This window comes from Devosia litorisediminis (assembly GCF_018334155.1).
In the GTDB taxonomy this organism is placed as follows: Bacteria; Pseudomonadota; Alphaproteobacteria; order Rhizobiales; family Devosiaceae; genus Devosia; species Devosia litorisediminis.
In genome coordinates this window covers 314,303-337,277 of record NZ_JAGXTP010000003.1, presented here as the reverse complement: position 1 = coordinate 337,277, position 22,975 = coordinate 314,303, and the positions used below count along the sequence as shown (strand labels likewise).

The window sequence follows — 22,975 nt, the reverse complement described above, 5'->3', positions numbered from 1 at the left end:
GCTCTAGTCTTCGGCGGACCGTATCGCAAGCGCGGCGACAAAGGGAGCCAATGCCACAGCCATGAGGCTCAATGCCGCAAGAAACAGCGTTGCCGCATTTGATTGGGGCGAGGTGATGGCGCCGACGCCAAAGATCAGGACGGGCACCGAGAGCGGGGCGATCAGGATGGGCGCGATCAGCCCACCCCGTCGGATCGGCACGGTGACCGCCGCGCCAATGGCGCCAAAGGCGGTCAATGCTGGTGTGCCCAGCGCCAGGGAGAGCAGGGTGCGCCAGAAGGTGGACAGATCCATGGCCAGCAGCAGCGCCAGGATCGGGCTGGCGATCAGCAAGGGCAAAGCGGTGACCAGCCAGTGCGCGATCAACTTTGCGGCAATGGCAGCGCTGAGCGGCAATTCAGCCTGTCGCAGCAGGATCAGTGAGCCGTCCTCGTGATCGGGTCGGAACAGGCGTTCGAGCCCCAACAGCATTGCAAGGAAAGCCGAGATCCAGACAATGCCGGGGGCGATGCTGGCCAGCAGGGTCTGGTCAGGACCGACGGCGAAGGGGACAATGGCCCCCACAATGACGAAAAACAGCACCAGCGTGAGCACGTCACCACTGCCGCGCAGGGCCAGGCGCAGTTCGCGCAGCAGCATGGCCATAAAGGCGCTCATGGGGCGCGCTCCAGGTGCAGTGTGCCCAGTGCGCCAGGGTCAGGCAGGACAATCGGATCGTGCGTCGCGGCAATGGCCAGACCGCCCATGGCCAGATGTTCAGCCAGCAGACGCGCGACCAATTGGTGACCCTGATCGTCCAGCGCGGCGGTGGGTTCGTCCAGCAGCCAGAGCGGGCGCAGGCTGACCAGCAGGCGGGCCAGTGCCAGCCGGCGCGATTGTCCTGCCGAAAGATAGCCCGCATCGAGCGCCTCAAGGCCCGCCAAGCCCAGTTCAGCCAGCGCGGCTTCACAAGACAGGCCGGTTGCGCCGTTGATGTCAGCCCAGAAACGCAGGTTTTCCAAGACACTCAGGCGCGGCTTGATGGCGTTGCGATGGCCGCAATAGTGCAGCAAAGGCGCGTCCTGCGCGCTGTCATGAGGCCCGAACTGCCCGGCCATGGGGGCGACAATGCCGGCCAGGGTCAGCAGTAGCGTGGTTTTGCCGGTCCCATTGGGCCCGCGCAGCAACAGGGCCCGACCATTGGTCAGCGAGAAACTGATATTTTCGCTCAATAGCAGGCCGCCACGACCACAGCTGAGGCCGGTCGCGCGCATTGTTAGCTGGGGATAGACTTGCCGATCAGTCATGACCCCTTCTCGTATTGAACGAAAGGTCGGGCTGGCAAGCCCAATCGTCTTTCTCTATAAGCCCTTATAGATTGGAGTCATTCCAGGAAAGGCGGCGCTGTTGAACGGTTTCGGGGAGTTTTTCCCAGACCAGAGCGCCAGCCGCAACACCAGATGACGGGCGGAACAACGTGACCTCGATAAACAGCTTCAAGTCCAAATCGACCCTGGTGGTCGGTGGCAAGACCTACACTTACTATTCGATCGTGGAGGCCGAAAAGAACGGTCTGGCGGGCGTTTCGGCCCTGCCGCATTCGATGAAAGTGGTGCTCGAAAACCTGCTGCGGTTCGAGGACAACAATACCGTGACCAAGGCCGATATCGAGGCCGTGGCCACCTGGTTGACCACGCGCACCTCCGAGCATGAGATTTCCTACCGTCCAGCCCGCGTGCTGATGCAGGATTTCACCGGCGTTCCTGCCGTGGTCGATCTGGCCGCCATGCGCGACGCGACAGCCAAGCTCGGCGCTGATCCGCAGAAGATCAACCCACTGGTGCCGGTTGATCTGGTGATCGACCATTCCGTGATGGTGGACAATTTCGGCACCGCGCTGGCATTTGGCCAGAACGTGGAGCTGGAATATGAGCGCAATGGCGAACGCTATGAGTTCCTGCGCTGGGGCCAGTCGGCCTTTGACAATTTCCGCGTTGTGCCTCCCGGCACAGGCATCTGCCATCAGGTGAACCTGGAATATCTGGCCCAGACCGTGTGGACCAAGGATGAGAACGGCGAGACCGTGGCCTATCCTGACACGCTGGTGGGCACGGATTCGCACACCACCATGGTCAATGGTCTGGCGGTTCTGGGCTGGGGCGTTGGTGGCATCGAGGCAGAAGCCGCCATGCTGGGCCAGCCGATCACCATGATGATCCCCGAAGTTGTCGGCTTCAAGCTGACCGGCAAGATCAATGAAGGCATCACCGCCACCGATCTGGTGCTGACCGTCACTGAAATGCTGCGCAAGAAGGGCGTTGTCGGCAAGTTCGTGGAATTCTACGGCCCGGGTCTTGATTATCTGAGCCTGGAAGATCAGGCCACGATCGCCAACATGGCGCCTGAATATGGCGCGACCTGCGGTTACTTCCCGGTCGATGACGACACGCTGAAATATCTGACCACCTCGGGTCGCGATCCCGAGCGCGTGGCGCTGGTGGAAGCCTATTCCAAGGCGCAGGGCATGTTCCGCGAGACCAGCTCGGCCGATCCGGTGTTCACCTCCACGCTCGAACTTGATCTGACCACTGTGGTGCCATCGATCTCGGGTCCAAAGCGCCCGCAGGATCGTATTGCGCTCGATCAGGCCAAGTCCAAATTCGCTGAAGGCCTGCCCAAGGAATTCGGCAAGACCGACAATCCCAAGATTGCCGTTGAAGGCACCGATTACGAAATCGGCCATGGTGACGTGGTTATCGCGGCGATCACCTCCTGCACCAATACCTCGAACCCATCGGTTCTGGTGGCCGCTGGCCTGGTGGCCCGCAAGGCCCGTGCGCTGGGTCTGGACTCCAAGCCATGGGTGAAGACCTCGCTGGCCCCCGGCAGCCAGGTGGTGACCGACTATCTCGACAGCGCTGGCCTGAGCGAAGATCTCGATGCCATCGGCTTCAATCTGGTGGGCTATGGCTGCACCACCTGTATCGGCAATTCGGGTCCGCTGCCGGTCGAGATCTCCAAGGCCGTGCAGGCTGGCGATCTGGTCGCCGCTTCGGTACTCTCTGGCAACCGCAACTTTGAAGGCCGTGTGAACCCGGACGTGAAGGCGAACTATCTCGCTTCGCCGCCGCTGGTGGTGGCCTATGCCATTGCCGGGTCAATGAATATCGACATCACCAAGGATCCGATCGGCACCTCCAAGGATGGCAAGCCGGTCTATCTCAAGGACATCTGGCCCTCCAATCACGAGGTCGCCGAGATCGTGCGCGAGAACGTCACCAAGGAGATGTTCCAGGGCCGTTATTCGGACGTGTTCAAGGGTGACGAGAACTGGCAGGGCATCGCCGTCGATGGCGGCGAGACCTATAAGTGGAACTCCGGTTCGACCTATGTGCAGAACCCTCCCTATTTTGAGGGCATGACGATGGAGCCTAAGCCCATCACCAATGTCGCCAAGGCCAAGGTTCTGGCGCTGTTCCTGGATTCGATCACCACCGACCACATCTCGCCAGCGGGGTCGTTCAAGTCGACCACGCCAGCGGGCAAGTACCTGGAATCCCATCAGGTCGCGCCGCGTGACTTCAACTCCTATGGCGCCCGTCGCGGCAATCATGAAGTGATGATGCGCGGCACCTTTGCCAATATCCGCATCAAGAACCAGATGCTGGATGGCGTTGAAGGTGGTTACACCAAGGGCCCCGATGGCAGCCAGATGGCGATCTATGATGCGGCCATGGCCTATCAGGCCGCCGGTACGCCACTGGTGGTGTTTGCGGGCAAGGAATATGGCACGGGTTCGAGCCGTGACTGGGCCGCCAAGGGCACCAATCTACTGGGCGTTCGCGCCGTGATTGCCCAGTCGTTCGAGCGCATTCACCGCTCCAATCTGGTTGGCATGGGCGTGATTCCGCTGCAGTTCAAGGATGGTGAAAGCTGGCAGAGCCTGGGTCTTGATGGCAGCGAAACGATCGATATCGAAGGCGTGACGGAAATCGCGCCACGCGCCATGGTGACCGTCAAGATCACCAAGGCCGATGGCTCGGTGACCAGCGTGGAAACACGCTGCCGCATCGATACGGCCAATGAGCTGGAATACTACAAGAACGGTGGCATTCTGCATTACGTGCTGCGCAGCCTGGTTGCCGCATAAGCGGGCCCGGTTCTGGAATGGAGATGGCGGCCCCCGGTGGGCCGCCATTTTTTGTTTGGAGGCACCGGCCGATTTAACCGTCTCACCCTCTTTTGACTGGCGGGGAATGGCGCGGGCGGCCTACAAGTAACGCCATGAAATCTGTCAGTCGGCTTTCCGCCCTTCTGGGTGGCGTTATCCTGTGTGCCCTGGTCCAGCCGGCCAGTGCCGAAGTGCGTATGAACCCCAAGGCGGTGGTGGAGCTGTTCACCAGCCAGGGGTGCTCGTCATGCCCGCCTGCTGACGCCTTGCTGACGAGCCTGGCCGAGCAACCCGATGTGGTGGCGCTGGCCTACCATGTCGACTATTGGGACTATGTGGGCTGGAAGGACACCTTCGGGCAGGCCGAGTATTCTGACCGTCAGCGCGCCTATGCGGAAAGCTGGGGTTCCTCGCGCATCTACACACCGCAAATGGTGGTCAATGGCACCAAGGGTGTCGTCGGGTCGCGTCGCGGCGAAGTGCATGGGGCGATTGATCGAGCCAGCCTGCCGCTACCCATCACTGTCACCGAGCATGGTGACATGCTCAAGATTGCCATCCCCGCCGATATGTCGCTCAAGGATGCGGTGGTGTGGCTGGTGACCTATGTCGATCGGGCCGATGTTGATATTGAGCGCGGCAACAATGCCGGCAAATCGGTGGTCTATACCCAGGTGGTGACCGGCCGGCAGGTTCTGGGGATGTGGGAATGCGCCACGGGTGCCAATCTCAAGCTGCCCATTCCCGAAGTTCTGGCCGACAGGAGCACCGGCATTGCGGTGATCGTGCAGCAGGAGAATGATGGCCTGCCCGGCCCTATTCTGGGTGCGGCGGCCTTCGAGCGCTAGGCCAGACACCTACTTCAAACAGAAAACCCCGCCCTTGGGGGAAAGGGCGGGGTGAGTATTGGCAGGTCAAATCTATTTGGGGTGGGCTGGCGCTCAGGCTTCAAGGTTTGGGGGCTCAGTCGGCCCGGGCGCCAGCCCCTGGAGGCAATGGTTGAATGCTGATCCTTCAATCGGGCGGGTTCAGGGACAAATTGTGACCGGATTGGGGTTTTCTGCCGAACCTTGCGGGGTCTTGCATCGCGGTGCAAATGCCGCGATCATGACAATTGGTTGACAGGGAGAATTCGGACCGGTGCAGAGCCGCAGACCGAACGACAAGACTGCATCGCTCTCGCTGGTCCATTCCAGCGAGCCTGCTGCAACTGCCAATAACGGCAAGATCCCTGCCATCGTCGCGTTTGACCGCAAGGAACTGGCGTTGATCCTGTCGGTCTATGGCCGCAAGGTCGGGCAGGGTGAGTGGCGCGACTATGCCATGGACTTTCTGCGCGAACGTGCCGTGTTCTCGATCTATGCGCGCGTGTCCGAGCGCCCTCTGTTTATCGTCGAAAAAACCCCGCGCATGCGCAACAGGCAGGGTCAGTACACCGTCACCAACCAGCAAGGCCGCATTCTCAAGCGCGGGCACGATCTGGCGCTGGTGCTGCGGGTGCTGGATCCCGATCTTGTGGTCGTGGGTTGAGCGTCCGGATCCGACCGGCCGAGACCAAGGACACCCCCCAAATCAGTCGCGTTCTGATTGCGTCGATCACCCAGCTATGTGCCGCAGACCACAACAATGATGCTACCAGTCTGGCAGCGTGGACGCGCAATAAGAGTGTGCCGGGGGTCGCTGCCATGTTGAGCAATACAGAAGTCTTGCTGCGCGTCGCAGAACGGGATGGCACAGTGGTTGCCGTGGGTGCTGTCAATCGAAGTGGCGAAGTCACGCTGAACTATGTTGCGCCCGAGGCGCGCTTTGCGGGGATCAGCAAGGCCCTGCTTGCGCAGCTGGAAACCGAGCTGGTGACTTTGGGTTTTCACGAAGGTCGTCTGGAAGCCACGCAAACGGCACGGCGCTTCTACGAGAAAGCGGGTTGGCTCGCTGAGGGCCCACAGGCCACGGGCCGGGTGGTCAACGGTTTTCCGATGCGCAAACGGCTCGTGCGCTGAACCTTGCGGACAGACTCATCCGCTAAAGCGTGAGCTGCATGTGGACGATATCGAGCCAGCGGTCGAACTTGTAGCCGAGCGCTTGGTGTCGACCGATATGGCGGAAACCGAGTTTGTCATGCAGCTTGATCGAGCCGGTGCCTTCGGCTGTGATCACGGCAATCATCTGCTTGAAGCCAAAGCTGCGCGACTGCGTGATGATTTCGTTCATCAGCAAGGTGCCCAATCCCTTGCCGGTGGCATCGGGGGCGCAATAGACCGAGTTCTCGCAGGTGAAGCGATAGGCCGGGCGCGGGCGATAGACCGATGCATAGGCGTAGCCCAGCAGCTTGCCGCTGGCGTCCTGAGCCATGACCACCGGGTGCCCTGCGGCCAGCATGTGGCCGAATTTTTCACCCAGCACGTCCTCGCCCGGGGCTTCGAGGTCAAAGGTGGCCACCGAATGCTCGACATAGTGCCTGTAGATGGCGGTGATGGCGGGAACGTCGGCCCACTGAAAGGGGCGCAGGATAATCTCGGACACGGGGCGCACTCAGGCAAAAGAAAAGACCGCAGCCCTTGTAGGCTGCGGTCCGAAGTCTCGTCCAACCAAATTCCTTGATTGGTCAATCAAGGATGCTGTTGGCTATTCGCGATTGCCGAACAGGCGCAGCATCATCAGGAACAGGTTGATGAAGTCGAGGTAGAGGCGCAGCGCGCCCATGATGGCACCCTTGGCCAGCACTTCCGTGCTGTGGCTTTCGGAGTACTCTTCCTTGATCTTCTGGGTGTCATAGGCGGTCAGACCGACAAAGATCAGCACGCCAACAGCCGAGATCGCAAACTCGAGCATTGTGGACTGCATGAAGATGTTGACCACCGAGGCGATGATCAGGCCGATCAGGCCCATCATCAGGAAGCTGCCCATCTGGGTCAGGTCACGCTTGGTGGTGTAGCCATACAGGCTCATCGTGCCGAAGGTCGCGGCGGTGATGAAGAACACCTTGGCGATCGAGGCGTCGGTATAAACCAGGAAGATCGAGGACAGCGACAGGCCCATGATCGCGGCAAAGCCCCAGAAGGTGCCTTGTGCGGCAGGGACCGAAAGCTTGTTGATGCCAAAGCTGAGCACCAGCACGAATGCTAGTGGCGCGAGCATGACAACCCACTGCAGCGGGCTGGCGAACAGCAGGTAACCCCACTGGGTAACCATGGTGCCATTGGCCAACTGGCCCACTGCAGCGTCCGGATTGGTGGTGACGGCAGCGGTAGCGGCAAACCAGGCCGCGAGGCCCGTTACCACCAGGCCAATGCCCATGTAATTGTAAACGCGCAGCATGTAGCTGCGAAGGCCCTCGTCGATGGCCGCGGCCGAGCCGGCCCGCGCACCGAGGGTCTGACGGTCATATTCAGCCATTTATTCGGTTCCTTTCCCAGATGAAGCGGTTTCTTTCACCGCCGGTGGGCGTTTTTTGCCACTTGGTGATCAATATGGATGGGGGTTCAGAGGTTTACAAGGGTTCTGGCATGGTTGCGACGATTCGACTGGCTGGTCACACGGGCTATGCTACGGTCATGATACGAATCGTGCTGACCTGAGTATAAGAGGAGGGCCTCATGCCCCGGCTCTTCACCGGCCTTGAAATCCCGGCAGATGTGGGATTTGCGCTCTCGATGAAACGGGGCGGCCTGTCCGGCGCGCGCTGGATCGATACGGACAATTATCACATTACGTTGAGGTTCATCGGCGACGTCGACCATCAGACGGCCGATGAGGTTGCCGACAACCTGGACCGGCTGGCCAACTCGATGCGATTTGATGTCCGGCTGACGCATCTGGGCATTTTTGGCGGCGACAAGCCCCGCGCACTTTATGCCGGTATCGAGCCCAGCGAGGCGCTAAACCGGCTGCAGGCAGCGCAGGAGCGCGTGGTGCAGAAGGCCGGGCTGGCGCCCGAGGGCCGCAAGTTCGTGCCGCATGTGTCGCTGGCCCGCTTGCGCGGCTCCAGCGCCATGGATGTGGCCCGCTTCATGGCCGAGGCGGGTCGGTTCGAGCCATTGGTGTTCCGGGTCGGGCGGTTCGTGTTGTTCTCGAGCAAGGACTCGGTGGGGGGCGGCCCCTATGTGATCGAGCAGAGCTATCCACTGGCGGCCTGAGCGATCAAGCTCACGACACTGTTAGCGAGATGTTAACCCTGACGGCGCAAACCGGGACTGAAGTCGTGCCCGCTGCCAAACTACTGCCGCGTTTGGCAGGCAATTGAAGCAAATTCGTGCAAATGTGGCGGCATTTGACACCTTGGTAACCATGACGGGGGCAGACTTCGCGGGCAGCTCCACCCCCATAGCGGACCTTCAAGATGAGGAATAAATTGGCGATGACGAGGAAAACCGGAAGCCTAGTACTCGGGCTCGCGGTCGGCGCGATCATGGCTCTGGCCCCTGCCGCACAGGCGCAGCAGGCGACTGAGCTGGGGACGTTCAATGCCTGGACCGCCTGGCAGGCCACGGATGCCAGTGGCGTGATCTGTTATGTGTCGGCAACGCCGCAGGCCAGTGAGCCTGCCGGTGCCAATCGTGACCCGATCCACTTCATGATCATCCACCGCAAGGGCATGGGGACCAAGAACGAGGTTCAGACCATTATCGGCTACCCGTTCAACACCACCAATGCCAAGGCCAGTGCGACCGTGGATGGCAAGGCCTATCCCATGGTCACCGAGGGTTCTGCGGCCTGGCTGGCCTCGACCGGCGATGAGGGTGGTTTTGTGCAGGCGTTCAAGGCCGGCTCCAAGCTGACCGTCAAGGGCACCAGCCAGCGCGGTACTGATACCACCGATACCTATTCGCTCAGCGGCGCAACGGCGGCAGTCAATGCCATTGATGCTGCCTGTAAGTAAGCCATATTTACGGGTTGCCCGGTTCGGGCAATCCGCCATAACTGGGCGGTGGGCTCGCTGAGCCCTCGCCCATTATCGTGTTTGAGGCCCTGATGACCAAGTCCGCTGTAGCGCTTGCCCTTGTTGCGACGCTTTTTCTGACCAGCGCTGCCAGTGCGCAGCAGGTTCGGCTGCTGGGCGAGCATCGGGCCTGGTCCAGCTATGGTGCCAGTGATGCTGCCGGTGCGGTGTGCTTTGCCATGACCAAGCCGGAAAGCGTGACGCCGGCACCCGATGGCTATACCCAGGCCTATGTCTACGTCACCACTCGTCCAGCCGAGAACGTGACCACCGAATTCAATCTGGTGGCGGGATTCACCTTCCAGCCCGACAGCAAGGCCACGGTCAATGTTGGCGGGCAGGTGTTCAACCTGTTCACCCAGAATGACGCCGCCTGGCTCGACGATGCCAGCCAGAGCAGTGCGCTGGCCAGCGCCATCCGGGCGGGTTCGAGCATGACGATCGAAGGCACCAGTGCTGCCGGCATCAAGGTGACGCAGGCCTATTCGCTTTCGGGCGCAACGGCGGCCCAGCAGTCGATCGGCGCTGAGTGCTAGGCACGCGCCAGGGGTTGCTCTGTGAACCCAGCGCATTGCTGCTCTCTGATCGGTGACTTTGCCTAAAACGCGGCTCTATGCTATTGGCCGCGCCAATCCCGCAGTTTCCGGACCTTTCGCACGCCATGAGCATTGCGCTGAACCTTGACCATTCGTCTGCCATTCGTCCTGCCGCGACCAGTCGGCCCTCGCTGATCGGGCTCACCAAGCCGCAGCTGGTCGAGGCCCTGACCACGACCGGGATCGCTGCTGACAAGGAAGCGCGCATGCGCGCCAGCCAGTTGTGGAACTGGCTCTATGTCAATGGCACCACCGATTTCGAGCGGATGAGCAATATCGCCAAGCCGGTGCGCCAGAAGCTGGCTGATGTGTTCAATCTGGATCGCCCGGAGATTGTTTCCGAGCAGGTTTCGACCGATGGCACGCGCAAATGGCTGTTCCGCTTCCGCGATCCAGCCAATCCGAACTATCCGCCGGTCGAGGTGGAAACGGTCTATATCCCTGAAGAAGACCGCGGCACGCTATGCGTGTCCTCGCAGGTGGGCTGCACGCTGACCTGCTCGTTCTGTCATACCGGCACGCAGAAGCTGGTGCGCAATCTGACGGCCGGTGAAATCCTGGGCCAGATCCTGATGGCGCGCGAACAGCTGGGCGATTTTCCCGGCGGCACGCGGCCAGCTGATGGCGGCCTGGTGCCATCAGCTGGTACCCGCGCCATCACCAATGTGGTGATGATGGGCATGGGCGAGCCGCTTTATAACTATGAAAACGTCAAACAGGCCCTGCTGATCGGCGTTGCCGATGACGGGATGAATCTGTCCCGGCGCCGCATCACGCTGTCGACCTCGGGCGTGGTGCCGTTCATTGAGCCGACCGGGCGCGAGATTGATGTGATGCTGGCGATTTCGCTGCATGCCACCAATAATGATCTGCGCGACGTGCTGGTGCCAATCAACAAAAAATATCCCCTCGAAGAGCTGCTGGAAGCCTGCCGGACCTATCCTGGCGTTTCCAATTCGCGCCGCATCACCTTTGAATATGTGATGCTGGACGGGATCAATGACAGCGATGCCGAGGCGCATGAACTGGTGCGCTTGCTCAAGGGAATTCCGGCCAAGATCAACCTGATCCCGTTCAATCCATGGCCCGGTGCCAATTACGGCACCTCCCCATCGAGCCGGATCGAGCGCTTCGCCGATATCGTCAACAGGGCGGGCTATGCCAGCCCCGTTCGTACGCCGCGCGGTCGCGATATTTTTGCCGCCTGCGGCCAGCTCAAGAGCGATAGTGAACGCCTGAGCAAGAAGGACCGCGAGGCGCTGGCAGGCTGATGCTGCCGGCGCTGGTGCCCGAGCTTTCGGTCAGCGATATCGGGCGTAGCCTGGCGTTTTACCGCAATGTGCTGGGGTTCTCCCTGAGCTATGAGCGGCCGCAGGAGGGCTTTGCCCTCGTGCAGCTGGGCGCCGCGGCACTGATGCTCGACCAGATCGGCACCGGGCGTGACTGGGTGACCGGCCCACTCGAGCCACCCTATGGCCGCGGCATCAATATTCAGATCCAGGTCGCTCAGCTCGAGCCCTTGCTGACGCGCCTTGAAACCAACCAGGTGTCGCTGTTCCAGCCGGTCGAGACCAAGACCTATCAGGCCGGCAGTGCCCAGATTACCCAGCGCCAGTTCTGTGTGCAGGATCCGGACGGTTATCTGCTGCGGTTTTGCCAGGACCTCTAGTGCCTTGTTCACCGCTGTGGTGCGGCGTTAGGCTTTGGTGTGCACTCAATTGGGGGCTGCCATGAGGATCCATCGCGCCTCGGCCAATGATGTCGGCCTGTTTTCGTCTATCGCCGCCGATGTGTTTGATGCCGAGATTACGTTGGCGGGGATCACCGACTATCTCAATGCGCCGGGTCATCTGATGGTGCTGGCGTTCGATGGCGATGTGATTGTGGGGCAATGCATGGGCGTACGGCATTTTCACCCGGATAAGCCGAGCGATCTCTATATTGATGAGGTGGGTACAGCTACCAGCCATTTGCGGCAGGGGGTTGCCCGGGCCATGCTGGCCGAGATGTTCGCGTGGGGCCGCGAGTTCGGGTGTTCGGTGGTGTGGCTGGCGACAGAATATGACAATGCGCCCGCCATTGGTCTTTATCGCGGGCTTGATGGGCAGGAAGATACAGTCAGATATTACGAGTTCACGCTCTAGCTATTTGCGCCCCTCGGCCAGCAGGATCGTGGCGGCAAAGGCCATGAATACGGCAGCAAAGCTCCAGTTGAGTGCCTTGGAGACCCAGGCATTGTCGCGCAAAGTAGTGGTCAGCAATTGGGCGAACAGCACGATGGCAATGACCACTGGCAGCGAGACCACGACGAATTCAACACCCAGGAACAGCAACTTGCCCACCGCGGCAGGGTCATGCGCCGATACGAACTGGGGCAGGAAGGTCACAAAGAATAGCGCGATCTTGGGATTGGTCAGATTGATGCCCAGGCCGGTCATGTAGCTCTGGGTCAGGCTGGGCACCTTGCCGCCGGCCTTGGTCACCAGAATGCCGCCGCCGGTGCGAATGGCCTGAATGGCCAGCCAGACCAGATAGAGCGCGCCAACGATCTTGAGCACCCAGAAGGCGGTGGGCGCGGCAATGATCAGCACTGAAATGCCAAAGGCCACCAGGGCGGTGTGAATGGCAATGCCGGTCAGGGCACCCAGAACGGTGGCAAAGCCATGCAGGCGGCCAAAATTCATGGTGCGCGAGACAAATAGCGCCATGTCGGGCCCCGGGGTGACAGCCAGCAACAAGGCGGCCACGGCAAAGGCGAGCATGACTGACAGGTCGGGCAGGAAAGCGGGCATGTTGGGTCTCGAAGTGGCGCGAACTGGCAAGAGGTCTAGCGCAGCGCCCGCTGCCAGACCAGAGGGTGACCGGCTAGAGTAATGGTAGTCCGGTGCTGGCCTTGATGGTTTCCATGGGCACGTCGGTCTTGACGCTTTGCACGCTGGGGATGCGGGTCAGGTGATCGGACTGGAAACGCCAATAGGCGTGCAGGTCGGCGGTGACCACACGCATGATGGCGTCGCATTCGCCGGTGGTGAGGTAGCATTCGACCACTTCGGGGAACTTGCGGACCGTCTCGGCGAACTGGTGGGTGATGGCGGCGTCCTGGGTCTTGAACCAGACGCGCACAAAGACCGTCAGCCCTACGCCTACCTTGGTGGGATTGAGCACGGCAATATAGCGGTCGATAATGCCGGATTCCTCGAGCAACCGAACGCGCCGCAGGCAGGGGGAGGGCGACAGGCCCACCTGATTGGCCAGATCGACATTGGAGATGCGGCCATTGTTCTGCAGGACGCGTAAAATACGGCGATCAATGGCATCAAGCGTTTGCGGCATATTATGCGGTCCTTGGATAGTTCAGTGGCAGCTTATGCCAAAACGAGGCGCTGAGGTGAAGTTTTGGCAAGTTCATTGCGTGTGGGCTAGTCTATCATTCCATATCATTTTCGTTGGAACGACAGAGCTCATGGCAAAAGACATCAAGAAAGTCGTGCTGGCCTATTCGGGAGGCCTGGACACCTCGATCATCCTGAAATGGCTGCAGGAGACCTATAATTGCGAAGTGGTGACCTTCACCGCTGATCTGGGGCAGGGTGAAGAGCTCGAGCCAGCCCGCAAGAAGGCCGAACTTATGGGGATCAAGGATATCCGCATCGAGGACCTGCGCGAGGAATTCGTGCGCGATTTCGTCTTCCCCATGTTCCGCGCCAATGCGGTCTATGAGGGCGTCTATCTGCTGGGCACCTCGATTGCCCGGCCACTGATCACCAAGCGCCTGGTCGAGATCGCCCAGGAAGTGGGCGCTGATGCCATATCCCATGGCGCCACTGGTAAGGGCAATGATCAGGTGCGGTTCGAACTGACTGCCAATGCGCTAGACCCCGCCATCAAGGTGATCGCGCCGTGGCGCGAATGGGATATCTCCTCGCGCACCCAGCTGATCGACTACGCCGAAAAGCACCAGATCCAGGTGCCCAAGGACAAGCGCGGCGAAGCCCCGTTCTCGGTGGACGCCAATCTGCTGCACACCTCGTCGGAGGGCAAAGTGCTCGAAGATCCCGCAGAAGTCGCGCCCGAATATGTCTATCAGCGCACCGCTGATCCCGAGCAGGCCCCCAATACGCCCGAAATCATCACCATCGGCTTTGAAAAGGGCGATGCGGTCTCGGTCAATGGCGTCAAGCTGTCGCCGGCGGAACTGCTGACCAAGCTCAATGAGCTGGGCGGCAAGCATGGTGTGGGTCGCCTGGACCTGGTCGAAAACCGTTTTGTCGGCATGAAGTCGCGCGGTGTCTATGAGACGCCCGGCGGCACCGTCTTGCTGGCCGCCCATCGCGGTATTGAATCGATCACGCTGGACCGTGGCGCGGCTCATCTCAAGGACGAGATCATGCCGCGCTATGCCGAGCTGATCTATAATGGCTTCTGGTACTCGCCCGAGCGCGAAATGCTGCAGGCGCTGATCGACACCAGCCAGGAATTCGTGGCCGGTGAAGTCACCATCAAGCTCTACAAGGGCAGCGCCAATGTGATCGCCCGGACATCGCCGTATTCGCTGTATTCGGAAGATCTGGTGACCTTTGAAGAGGGCACGGGCAGCTATGATCACCACGATGCCGAGGGCTTCATCCGGCTCAACGGGCTGCGCCTGAAGACCTATGCTGCGCGCAATAAATTGGCCGGCCGCAGCTAGTTGCCGTTCACGGACCCGCGATGTGTTCGCGGGTCCTTAATCCCTCGTTAAGCGTGAGGCTCTAGCCTTCGCGCTGGCGTCACATTACTGCGCCATTGAGGGGATTCGTCGAGTGCGCGCAGTGGACGCTGGCAGCTTGAGCGAAATGGCCGAAGCATTGCTGCTTGATGCCGCGCTCGAGAACATTCCGTACGGGTTTTGTGTTTGGTCGCCGCAGTTCCGCCTGGTGATGTGGAACCAGCATTACAGCGACTTCTACGGATTTGCGCCTGATGCCCTGCATCGTGGCATGAGTCTGGAAGATGTGGTCCAGCTCAGCTCCAAGCTGGGCAACCATCCAGACCGGACACCGGACGATTTTTACGAGGTCTACACTGGCCAGCTGCTGGCCAATCGTAATGGCGCGCGCGTCAAGAGCCAGGAAGTGGTTCGTGGGGGCCGGACCATCGAGACCGCCCATGTTTATTCGGCAGCCCTGGGATGGGTGGTGACCCATGAGGACATCACCGACGAAGTGGCACGGACCGAGGTTGTCCAGAAGCGCAAGCTGGAGCTTGAGCGGCAGAACATCCGGCTGGACGCTGCGGTCAACAATATCAGTCAGGGCCTGTGCATGATGGACGCCAAGGGGCGTCTGGTGATCTGCAACGAACCCTATGCCCGGATTTACAGTCTGCCCGAACGCATGCTGCGGCCCGGTACGCAGCTTGAGGACATTCTCAGCCACCTGTTTGGTCTGGGGATGAGCGCCAGCGGGACGCGCGAGGAATATGTCACCTGGCGGCGCGATATCATTGCGCGGCGCGAATATGGCAAGACCATTCACGAGCTGAACAACCGCACCATCATGATGCAGCATCATCCGATGAAGGATGGTGGCTGGGTGTCCACCCATGAGGACATTACCGAGCAGCGACAGAACGAAGCGCGTATTCGCCATCTGGCGCGCCATGATGCGCTGACCGATCTGCCCAATCGTATCGAGTTTCTGGACCAGATGGCCAAGGCCGAAGCAGGGCTGAGCCGTGGCGAGATGGCCGCTGTGCTCTATATTGATCTGGATCACTTCAAGGCGGTCAATGACACGCTGGGCCACGCCGTGGGCGATGAAGTCATCAAGCAGGCCTCTGCGCGGCTGTGGGGCGCTTCACGCGAAACCGATGTGTTGGCGCGGCTGGGGGGTGACGAGTTCGCGCTGCTGGTGCGGCCCATTGATGGGGCAGATACCGCCGCCAAGATAGCCGACCGCATCATCCGCTCGATCAGTGCGCCCATGCTGATTGGCGGGCAGCGCATCGAGATTGGCGCCAGTATCGGTATTGCGGTGGGCCCCGGCGACGGGATCAAGACCGATACCCTGGTCAAGAATGCCGATCTGGCGCTCTACAAGGCCAAGAGCGAAGGCCGGTCGAACTACCATTTCTTTGAATCGGGCATGGATGCGGCCCTGCAGCAGCGTCGCACCATCGAGGCTGGCCTGCGCCTGGCGCTGCAGCGCGAAGAGCTGCGACTGGTCTATCAGCCGTTGCTGGGGCTCGAGGAGAACCGGGTGATCTGCGTGGAGGCGCTGTTGCGCTGGGACCATGAAGACCGCACCGTGTCGCCTGCCGAGTTCATTCCCATTGCCGAGGAAACCGGGCTGATCGTGTCGATTGGCGAATGGGTGCTGCGTGAGGCCACCAAGGCCGCTGCAAAATGGCCTGGCGATGTGCGCGTGGCGGTCAATCTGTCGCCCATCCAGTTCAAGAACCGCGATCTGGTGGCGCTGGTCAAATCGGCGCTGACTGATGCGCGCCTGCCGGCCTCGCGTCTGGAGCTGGAAATCACCGAATCCCTGTTGCTGGCCGAAAACGACACCACGCTGACCGCGCTGCATGAATTGCGCTCCATGGGCGTGCGCATTTCGATGGATGATTTTGGTACCGGCTATTCCTCGCTGAGCTATCTGCGCAGCTTCCCCTTTGACAAGATCAAGATCGATCGCTCCTTCATGGCCGATCTGACAGACCGCACGGACAGTCAGGCCATCATGGAGGCGGTGATCGGGCTGGGGCGTTCGCTGGGCATGTCCACCACAGCCGAAGGGGTGGAGACCGAAGAACAACTGGCCATGGTGCGCGCGCAGGGGGCTACCGAGGTGCAGGGCTTCCTGTTCTCGCCGCCGCTGCCGCCAGCAGCACTGGTCAACCTGCTGCGGGCCGAGAACAAGCAGGGTGCCGAGCGCAAAAAAGCGGGCTGACGACTGCGCTGAACGGTGGGTTTTGCGAGTAACCATTGCGGTAATTGGGCGCGCCTGCAAACCACCTGTGCGTCCCCTGCGCTTGTAGAAATGCCCATCTTCCTGTAATGCAGCGCCGAATGCGCCAATCCCCTTGGTTTTTGGGAGTGTTGGCGCGCGTTCATTCCTGCATGGTTCAGCCGCTTGTTGCCGCCCCTATCGCGGCCCGAGGTTTTGGGATCATGCCAACAGGCCGGATCCATATGTCCCTGCGCAATATCGCCATCATCGCCCACGTTGACCACGGTAAGACCACTCTGATCGACGTTCTGCTCAAGCAGTCGGGTTCTTTCCGCGAAAACGAACGCGTCGAAGAGCGCGCCATGGACAGCAATGACATCGAGCGCGAGCGCGGTATCACCATTCTGGCCAAGGTCACTTCGCTGCTCTGGAAAGACACCCGCATCAATATCGTGGATACCCCCGGCCACGCCGACTTTGGCGGCGAAGTCGAGCGCATCCTGTCCATGGTTGATGGTGTGGTGATCCTGGTCGATGCGGCCGAAGGCCCGATGCCACAGACCAAGTTCGTGCTGGGCAAGGCGCTGGCCCAGGGCCTGCGTCCAATCGTGGCGATCAACAAGATCGACAAGTCCGACGAGCGCCACCTCGAAGTTCTCGAGGAAATCTTTGACCTGTTCATCGCGCTGGATGCCAGCCCCGAGCAGCTCGACTTCCCAGTGCTGTACGGCTCGGCCAAGCAGGGCTGGATGGCCATGGAGCCAGAGGGTCCCAAGGAAACGCTGGCGCCGCTGCTGGACAAGGTTGTTGAGCATGTGCCCGAGCCAACCGTTGAGGAAGGCCCGTTCCGCATGCTGGTGACCACCATTGAGCGCAACCCGTTCCTGGGTCGCATCCTGACTGGTCGTATCACTTCGGGTTCGGTCAAGGCCAATGATCCGATCCACACCCTCAATCGCGAGGGCAAGGAAGTCGAAAAGGGCCGAATCTCCAAGGTTCTGGCCTTCCGTGGTCTTGAGCGTACCCCCGTTGATGTCGGTGAAGCCGGTGACATTGTGGCCATTGCCGGTCTGGTGACCTCGACCGTGGCTGACACGCTGTGCACCCCACAGGTGACCACACCAATCGCCTCCAAGCCAATTGATCCGCCAACCCTGTCGGTTACCTTCCGCATCAATGACGGCCCGCTGGCCGGCCGCGAAGGCGACAAGGTGCAGTCCCGCGTGATCCGCGAACGCCTGATGCGCGAAGCCGAAGGCAATGTCGCCATCCGCGTGACGCCCGGCGATGACAATGACAGCTATGACGTTGCCGGCCGTGGCGAATTGCAGCTGGCCGTGTTGATCGAAAACATGCGTCGCGAAGGCTTTGAGCTGACCATTGGTCGCCCCAAGGTGCTGTTCAAGGAAGAGAACGGCGTCAAGATGGAGCCGGTCGAAGAAGTCATCATCGACGTGGATGACGAGCACACCGGTACGGTTGTGCAGAAGCTGACCGAGCGCAAGGGCGAGCTGACCGACATGCGTCCTTCGGGCGTTGGCCGTACCCGTATCCAGCTGCTGGTGCCCACCCGCTCGCTGATCGGCTACCAGCCTGAACTGCTCAGCGACACCCGTGGCACAGCGATCTTCAACCGCCTGTTCCACTCGTTCGTTCCGTTCAAGGGCGATCTGCCCGGTCGTCGCACCGGCGTTCTGATCTCCAATGGCACCGGCCAGTCCGTGGCGTTCGCGCTGTGGAACCTGGAAGATCGCGGCCAGATCATGATCGACTCGGGCGTGGACATCTATGAAGGCATGATCATTGGCGAGCACAGCCGCGAGAACGATCTCGAGGTCAATGCGCTCAAGGGCAAGCAGCTCACCAATATCCGTACCACCTCCAAGGATGAAGCGGTGCGTCTGACCACGCCAAAGAAGCTGACCCTTGAGCAGTCGCTGGGCTATATCGCCGAAGACGAATATGTCGAGGTCACGCCAAAGTCGCTGCGTCTGCGCAAGATCTGGCTTGACCCCAATGATCGCAAGCGCATGAGCCGCGCCTCCAAGGCCAGCTAAGAATTTCAGGGCTCCGGTGGAAATACCGGGGCCCTTACTGTTTCTTGGTGGTTTAGGTTGATGGTGACGCCCGGACCCAGCAGGAGCGCGCCATGACGGCCTGGATTATTCAGACTATTTCGGATTTGGGCTATGTCGGCATCTTTCTGGTGATGCTGGCGGAGTCGATCTTCCCGCCCATTCCCTCGGAGCTGATCATCCCGTTTGCCGGCTTTGCCGCTGCCAATGGGGAGCTCAATTTCTTTGGCGTGCTGGCTGCGGCCACCATTGGCGCGGTGGTGGGCATGCTGCCCTGGTATTTTGCGGGGCGGATCTTCGGGCTCGAGCGCCTGCGCGCCATGTCGGACCGGTTTGGCCGGGTAATGACGCTCAATGCCGAAGAAATCGACATCGCCGTGCTCGCCTTTCACCGGTTTGGACCGATTATCGTGCTGTTTGGCCGGCTGATGCCGCTGATCCGCACGCTGATCTCAATCCCGGCCGGTCTGGCGCGGATGCCGCTGGTGGTGTTCATCCTGGCCTCGACGACAGGCGCGCTGATCTGGAACACCATTCTGACGCTGGCCGGCTATTTGCTGCATGAGCATTACCACCTGGTCGAGACGGTGCTGGACCCGCTGAGCTATATCGTGCTCGCGCTGGTGGTGGTGATCTACCTCTATCGCTTCATCACCTGGCGGCCAAGCAAGCAGGCCGACTAACTAACGCGCAGCCGCGCCCAGGCGAACGCTTTCAGCCAATCCCGGCTTGACCCCAGGCGGGGTTTTGCGCAATGACCTGTGCCAAAGCGAGGTTTCCTCATGGACAAGTTCACTACCCTGACCGGTGTCGCGGCGCCCCTGCCGATCATCAATATCGATACCGACATGATCATCCCCAAGCAGTACCTCAAGACCATCAAGCGGACGGGTCTGGGTTCAGCGCTGTTCAGCGAAATGCGCTATAATGAGGATGGTACGGAAAATCCTGATTTCGTGCTCAACAAGGCCGCCTATCGCAATGCCCAGATCATCGTGGCCGGCGACAATTTCGGCTGTGGTTCGAGCCGCGAGCATGCGCCATGGGCGTTGCTGGATTTTGGCATTCGCTGCGTGATTTCGACCAGCTTTGCCGACATTTTCTACAATAACTGCTTCAAGAACGGCATTCTGCCGCTGGTGGTCAGCCCCGAGCAGCTCAAACTGCTGCTTGATGATGCCGAGCGCGGCTCCAACGCCACGCTGACTGTGGATCTGGAAGCCCAGACCATTTCGGGTCCAGATGGCGGCACGCTGTCGTTCGAGATTGATCCGAGCCGCAAGCAGATCCTGCTTGAAGGTCTGGACGATATTGCGGGCACGCTGAAGTCGGATCCCTCGATCACCTCGTTTGAAACCAAAATGGCAGCCGATCGCCCCTGGCTCTGAGTGCTCAAGATGCAGCGTGTATCGACCGGTTCGCCGTTTGAAGCGACCTTTGGCTATTCTCGCGCCGTGCGGCACCAGGACACCATCTATGTCTCGGGCACGACGGGCTATGACTATGCCAGCATGACCATGCCCGACGATGTCGGGACGCAGGCAGCCAATGCCCTGGCCACGATCGACAAGGCGCTCAAGGAAGCCGGGTCGTCCATTCAGGACACTGTGCGGGTGGTCTATTATGTTGGCGATCGCGCCGATGTGGATGCGGTGGTCAAGGCTGTGGGGCCGGTGTTCAAGGACATCCGCCCGGCCGCCTCCATGTTGATCGTGCAGATGATCGAGCCAGGCATGAAGATTGAGATCGAAGTCACGGCCCGTATCGGCGCGGCAACGAGCTGATCGATGAAGATCGTGGTCGACACAAATCCTGTTGCGGCCGACTACGATATTATCGCCGATGGCCTGCTGGCGTTCAATGCCGCAGCGTCAGGGCGCCCCCGCACGGCCAAGACAGATTTTGCGGTGTTGCTCCGTGATGATGATGGTGCCACGGTCGGCGGGCTTTGGGGCGCGGTCTTTTCAGACTGGCTGTTCATTGAATTGCTCTATGTGCCCGACAGCCTGCGTGGGCAGGATCTGGGCAGCCAGCTGATGGCCAAGGCCGAAGGCCATGCCCGGGCGCAGGATCTGACCGGGATCTGGCTCGACACCTATTCGTTTCAGGCGCGTCCATTCTACGAAAAGCTCGGCTTTGCAGTGGTTGGCGAGATCGTCGACATGCCACCGGGCAGTAGTCGCTACTTTCTGAGCAAGCCCCTCAAGCCCTAACGCGCCTGATGTCCAACCCATGCTGCCGCTTGCCTCATTGCGGCAAAAGCAGCTATGAGCATGGCAACAGGCGTAACCACCAGTACGGTAAGGACCCATCATGGCCACCCATTCCCTCTTCCTGCTTCCCGGCGACGGCATTGGTGCCGAGATCATGCTCGAAGTCGACAAGCTGATCGCGTGGACCAATAGCGAACAGCTGACCGATTTCTCGACCGATAGCGGTCTGGCCGGCGGCGCTGCCTATGACGCCCATCAGGTCGCCATTACCGATGAAGACACCGAAAAGGCCAAGGCCGCCGACGCCGTGATCTTTGGCGCGGTGGGTGGTCCCAAGTGGGACAATGTCCCCTATGAGCACCGGCCCGAGGCTGCGCTGCTGCGTCTGCGCAAGGAAATGGCCGTGTTTGCCAATCTGCGCCCGGCCATTTGCTATCCGGCGCTGGCCGATGCCTCCTCTCTCAAGCGCGAACTGGTGGAAGGCCTCGATATCCTGATCGTGCGCGAGCTGACCGGCGGCGTCTATTTCGGCGAGCCCAAGACCATTACCGATCTGGGGGACGGCCAGAAGCGCGCCATCGATACCCAGGTCTACGAGACCTATGAGATCGATCGCATTACCCGCGTTGCCTTTGATCTGGCCCGCACCCGCAACAACAAGGTGCACTCGGCCGACAAGAAGAACGTGATGAAGTCCGGCGTGCTGTGGGACGAGGTGGTGCGGGGCATCGGCAAGGACTATCCCGATGTCGAGCTGCACCACATTCTGGCCGATAACGCGGCCATGCAGCTGGTGCGCAATCCCAAGCAGTTCGACGTGATGGTCACTGACAATCTGTTCGGCGACATCCTCTCGGACGTGGCGGCCATGCTGACCGGCTCGCTGGGCATGCTGCCCTCGGCGTCGCTGGGGGCGCCAGATCCGCTCACCGGCAAGCGCAAGGCGTTCTACGAGCCCGTTCACGGATCGGCACCTGATATTGCTGGTCAGGGCATTGCCAATCCGATCGCCATGATTGCTTCGGTCGCCATGGCCCTGCGTTACAGCTTCGGCATGATCGAGCTGGCCACGAAAATCGAGAACGCGATTTCGGCCGTGCTCAGCGACGGCCTGCGCACCGGGGACATCGCCCAGGACAATCGCAAGACGGTTGGCACCGAGGAAATGGGCGCGGCGATCCTGGCCAAGCTCAAGGCTTAGCTGGCTTTATACCGCGTCAGCGGCGACAAGAAGGACTTCAGGACATCGAAGTCCTTCACATCGCCGAAGCTGGCAGCAGACATGTCCGATGGATCGAAGACCACTGCGACGTCTTCGCTGCTCAACCCGGTAAACGCGCGCTTGGCAAACGAATTGGTATCGAGACCTGACTCGACTAAGAAGAACGATGTAGTGCGATCCCAATAGCCGAGGTCGTCCTCACGAACATTGTCAATCAGACGTTGACGTCGCTCGTCGTCAGTCTTTCCGCCAATAGTTTTTTTCGCGATCGTGAGTGTTACGCAATAGGTGGACATCTTGAGACCTGTGTTTATGGAACATTTAGTGAACATGCGCCCGAGTCTCTCAAAGAGTCAATGAAACGTTAAAAAGGCCCCGGTGTTTCCACCGGGGCCTTTGTCATTTCAGGTCTGCGCCAGACTTATTCGGCAGCAGCTTCTTCAGCGGCAGGAGCGGCTTCTTCAACAGGAGCCTCTTCAACCTTGGGGGCGTTCTTGGCTTCTTCGGCAGCAGCAACCTTGGCGGCCTTTTCTTCAGCGCGCTGGGTGGCCTTTTCGCCGGGCTTGCCCTTGTCCGGATTGTTGCGGGCTTCGCGGTTCAGAACGCCAGCGGCGTCGAGGAAACGCAGCACGCGGTCGGTTGGCTGAGCGCCGACAGCGAGCCAGTGCTTGGCGCGCTCGATGTCGAGAACGACACGGCCTTCATTGTCCTTGGCGAGCAGTGGGTTGAAGGTGCCGAGCTTTTCGATGAAACGGCCATCGCGGGGCGAACGGGCATCAGCAATGACGATCTGATAGAAAGGGCGCTTCTTGGTGCCACCACGGGCCAGACGGATCTTGAGGGACATTTTG

The 22,975-nt window shown here is 60.4% G+C and carries 26 protein-coding genes; 18 read left to right on the top strand and 8 right to left on the bottom strand.

From position 1 onward, the window contains the following. Nucleotides 1-3 precede the first annotated feature (3 nt). Together ccmB and ccmA are read right to left on the bottom strand one after the other, a co-directional pair. Complete coding sequence (gene ccmB / locus KD146_RS16655) at nucleotides 4-657, bottom strand: heme exporter protein CcmB (RefSeq protein ID WP_212659955.1); 654 nt, start codon at nucleotides 655-657, stop codon at nucleotides 4-6. Next, a complete protein-coding gene (gene ccmA / locus KD146_RS16650; RefSeq protein WP_249327934.1) occupies nucleotides 654-1,286 on the bottom strand; it encodes a heme ABC exporter ATP-binding protein CcmA in 633 nt (210 codons plus the stop codon). Before ccmA ends, ccmB begins: the two co-directional genes overlap by 4 nt. 170 nt (nucleotides 1,287-1,456) lie before the next feature. Between ccmA and acnA the strand changes: the two genes are divergently transcribed. From acnA to KD146_RS16630, 4 genes are all read left to right on the top strand, one after another. After that, complete coding sequence (gene acnA / locus KD146_RS16645; protein WP_212659954.1) at nucleotides 1,457-4,129, top strand: aconitate hydratase AcnA; 2,673 nt, start codon at nucleotides 1,457-1,459, stop codon at nucleotides 4,127-4,129. Between the two features lie 134 nt (nucleotides 4,130-4,263). After that, the gene (locus tag KD146_RS16640) at nucleotides 4,264-4,998 is read left to right on the top strand and encodes a DUF1223 domain-containing protein (protein WP_212659953.1); all 735 of its coding nucleotides are present in this window, start codon (nucleotides 4,264-4,266) and stop codon (nucleotides 4,996-4,998) included. Between the two features lie 292 nt (nucleotides 4,999-5,290). Beyond that, nucleotides 5,291-5,680 carry a DUF2794 domain-containing protein gene (locus KD146_RS16635; RefSeq protein ID WP_212659952.1) on the top strand — a complete coding sequence of 130 codons (390 nt, stop codon included), beginning with the start codon at nucleotides 5,291-5,293 and terminating at the stop codon, nucleotides 5,678-5,680. Between the two features lie 155 nt (nucleotides 5,681-5,835). Beyond that, nucleotides 5,836-6,150: a GNAT family N-acetyltransferase gene (locus KD146_RS16630; protein ID WP_212659951.1), complete on the top strand. Its 315-nt coding sequence runs from the start codon at nucleotides 5,836-5,838 to the stop codon at nucleotides 6,148-6,150. A 22-nt stretch (nucleotides 6,151-6,172) separates the two neighbouring features. On the opposite strand, the gene KD146_RS16625 is transcribed toward KD146_RS16630, so the two are convergent. Beyond that, the gene (locus KD146_RS16625; protein WP_212659950.1) at nucleotides 6,173-6,673 is read right to left on the bottom strand and encodes a GNAT family N-acetyltransferase; all 501 of its coding nucleotides are present in this window, start codon (nucleotides 6,671-6,673) and stop codon (nucleotides 6,173-6,175) included. A 102-nt stretch (nucleotides 6,674-6,775) separates the two neighbouring features. Beyond that, a complete protein-coding gene (locus tag KD146_RS16620; RefSeq protein ID WP_212659949.1) occupies nucleotides 6,776-7,546 on the bottom strand; it encodes a Bax inhibitor-1/YccA family protein in 771 nt (256 codons plus the stop codon). A gap of 200 nt (nucleotides 7,547-7,746) precedes the next feature. On the opposite strand from KD146_RS16620, the gene thpR reads away from it, so the two are divergent. The 6 genes from thpR (at nucleotide 7,747) to KD146_RS16590 (ending at nucleotide 11,829) form a co-directional block, all read left to right on the top strand. Continuing rightward, nucleotides 7,747-8,286 carry an RNA 2',3'-cyclic phosphodiesterase gene (thpR, locus tag KD146_RS16615; protein WP_212659948.1) on the top strand — a complete coding sequence of 180 codons (540 nt, stop codon included), beginning with the start codon at nucleotides 7,747-7,749 and terminating at the stop codon, nucleotides 8,284-8,286. A 272-nt stretch (nucleotides 8,287-8,558) separates the two neighbouring features. Then, complete coding sequence (locus KD146_RS16610; RefSeq protein WP_212659947.1) at nucleotides 8,559-9,029, top strand: invasion associated locus B family protein; 471 nt, start codon at nucleotides 8,559-8,561, stop codon at nucleotides 9,027-9,029. A gap of 92 nt (nucleotides 9,030-9,121) precedes the next feature. Next, nucleotides 9,122-9,625, top strand: coding sequence for an invasion associated locus B family protein (locus KD146_RS16605; RefSeq protein WP_212659946.1), 504 nt, complete (start codon nucleotides 9,122-9,124; stop codon nucleotides 9,623-9,625). A gap of 125 nt (nucleotides 9,626-9,750) precedes the next feature. Then, on the top strand, nucleotides 9,751-10,956 hold the full coding sequence (rlmN, locus tag KD146_RS16600; RefSeq protein WP_212659945.1) for a dual-specificity RNA methyltransferase RlmN: 1,206 nt from the start codon (nucleotides 9,751-9,753) through the stop codon (nucleotides 10,954-10,956). Continuing rightward, complete coding sequence (locus tag KD146_RS16595) at nucleotides 10,956-11,354, top strand: bleomycin resistance protein (protein ID WP_212659944.1); 399 nt, start codon at nucleotides 10,956-10,958, stop codon at nucleotides 11,352-11,354. The genes rlmN and KD146_RS16595 overlap by 1 nt, the downstream gene beginning before the upstream one ends. Nucleotides 11,355-11,415: 61 nt before the next feature. Further along, nucleotides 11,416-11,829, top strand: coding sequence for a GNAT family N-acetyltransferase (locus KD146_RS16590; protein WP_212659943.1), 414 nt, complete (start codon nucleotides 11,416-11,418; stop codon nucleotides 11,827-11,829). Here the strand turns inward: KD146_RS16590 and KD146_RS16585 are convergent, their stop codons facing one another. Together KD146_RS16585 and KD146_RS16580 are read right to left on the bottom strand one after the other, a co-directional pair. After that, nucleotides 11,830-12,477, bottom strand: coding sequence for a LysE family translocator (locus KD146_RS16585; protein ID WP_212659942.1), 648 nt, complete (start codon nucleotides 12,475-12,477; stop codon nucleotides 11,830-11,832). A 73-nt stretch (nucleotides 12,478-12,550) separates the two neighbouring features. Next, entirely contained in the window at nucleotides 12,551-13,018 is a 468-nt protein-coding gene (locus KD146_RS16580) for an Lrp/AsnC family transcriptional regulator (protein WP_212659941.1), read from the bottom strand. Nucleotides 13,019-13,148: 130 nt separating this feature from the next. On the opposite strand from KD146_RS16580, the gene KD146_RS16575 reads away from it, so the two are divergent. From KD146_RS16575 to leuB, 8 genes are all read left to right on the top strand, one after another. After that, nucleotides 13,149-14,375 carry an argininosuccinate synthase gene (locus KD146_RS16575; RefSeq protein WP_212659940.1) on the top strand — a complete coding sequence of 409 codons (1,227 nt, stop codon included), beginning with the start codon at nucleotides 13,149-13,151 and terminating at the stop codon, nucleotides 14,373-14,375. Between the two features lie 112 nt (nucleotides 14,376-14,487). Next, on the top strand, nucleotides 14,488-16,614 hold the full coding sequence (locus KD146_RS16570) for a putative bifunctional diguanylate cyclase/phosphodiesterase (protein WP_212659939.1): 2,127 nt from the start codon (nucleotides 14,488-14,490) through the stop codon (nucleotides 16,612-16,614). A 242-nt stretch (nucleotides 16,615-16,856) separates the two neighbouring features. Continuing rightward, the gene (typA, locus tag KD146_RS16565; RefSeq protein ID WP_212659938.1) at nucleotides 16,857-18,671 is read left to right on the top strand and encodes a translational GTPase TypA; all 1,815 of its coding nucleotides are present in this window, start codon (nucleotides 16,857-16,859) and stop codon (nucleotides 18,669-18,671) included. A 92-nt stretch (nucleotides 18,672-18,763) separates the two neighbouring features. Further along, nucleotides 18,764-19,372, top strand: a complete 609-nt coding sequence (locus KD146_RS16560) for a DedA family protein (protein ID WP_212659937.1) — start codon at nucleotides 18,764-18,766, stop codon at nucleotides 19,370-19,372. A gap of 99 nt (nucleotides 19,373-19,471) precedes the next feature. Then, nucleotides 19,472-20,077, top strand: coding sequence for a 3-isopropylmalate dehydratase small subunit (gene leuD, locus KD146_RS16555; protein WP_212659936.1), 606 nt, complete (start codon nucleotides 19,472-19,474; stop codon nucleotides 20,075-20,077). Nucleotides 20,078-20,086: 9 nt separating this feature from the next. Next, a complete protein-coding gene (locus KD146_RS16550) occupies nucleotides 20,087-20,473 on the top strand; it encodes a RidA family protein (protein ID WP_212659935.1) in 387 nt (128 codons plus the stop codon). Nucleotides 20,474-20,476: 3 nt separating this feature from the next. Beyond that, nucleotides 20,477-20,902, top strand: a complete 426-nt coding sequence (locus tag KD146_RS16545; protein ID WP_212659934.1) for a GNAT family N-acetyltransferase — start codon at nucleotides 20,477-20,479, stop codon at nucleotides 20,900-20,902. Nucleotides 20,903-21,002: 100 nt separating this feature from the next. Further along, nucleotides 21,003-22,103, top strand: coding sequence for a 3-isopropylmalate dehydrogenase (leuB, locus tag KD146_RS16540; RefSeq protein ID WP_212659933.1), 1,101 nt, complete (start codon nucleotides 21,003-21,005; stop codon nucleotides 22,101-22,103). Here leuB and KD146_RS16535 read toward each other — a convergent pair. Next, nucleotides 22,100-22,420, bottom strand: a complete 321-nt coding sequence (locus tag KD146_RS16535; protein WP_212659932.1) for a hypothetical protein — start codon at nucleotides 22,418-22,420, stop codon at nucleotides 22,100-22,102. The genes leuB and KD146_RS16535 overlap by 4 nt on opposite strands. Nucleotides 22,421-22,545: 125 nt before the next feature. After that, nucleotides 22,546-22,971 carry a 30S ribosomal protein S16 gene (gene rpsP / locus KD146_RS16530; RefSeq protein WP_212659931.1) on the bottom strand — a complete coding sequence of 142 codons (426 nt, stop codon included), beginning with the start codon at nucleotides 22,969-22,971 and terminating at the stop codon, nucleotides 22,546-22,548. Nucleotides 22,972-22,975 lie beyond the last annotated feature (4 nt).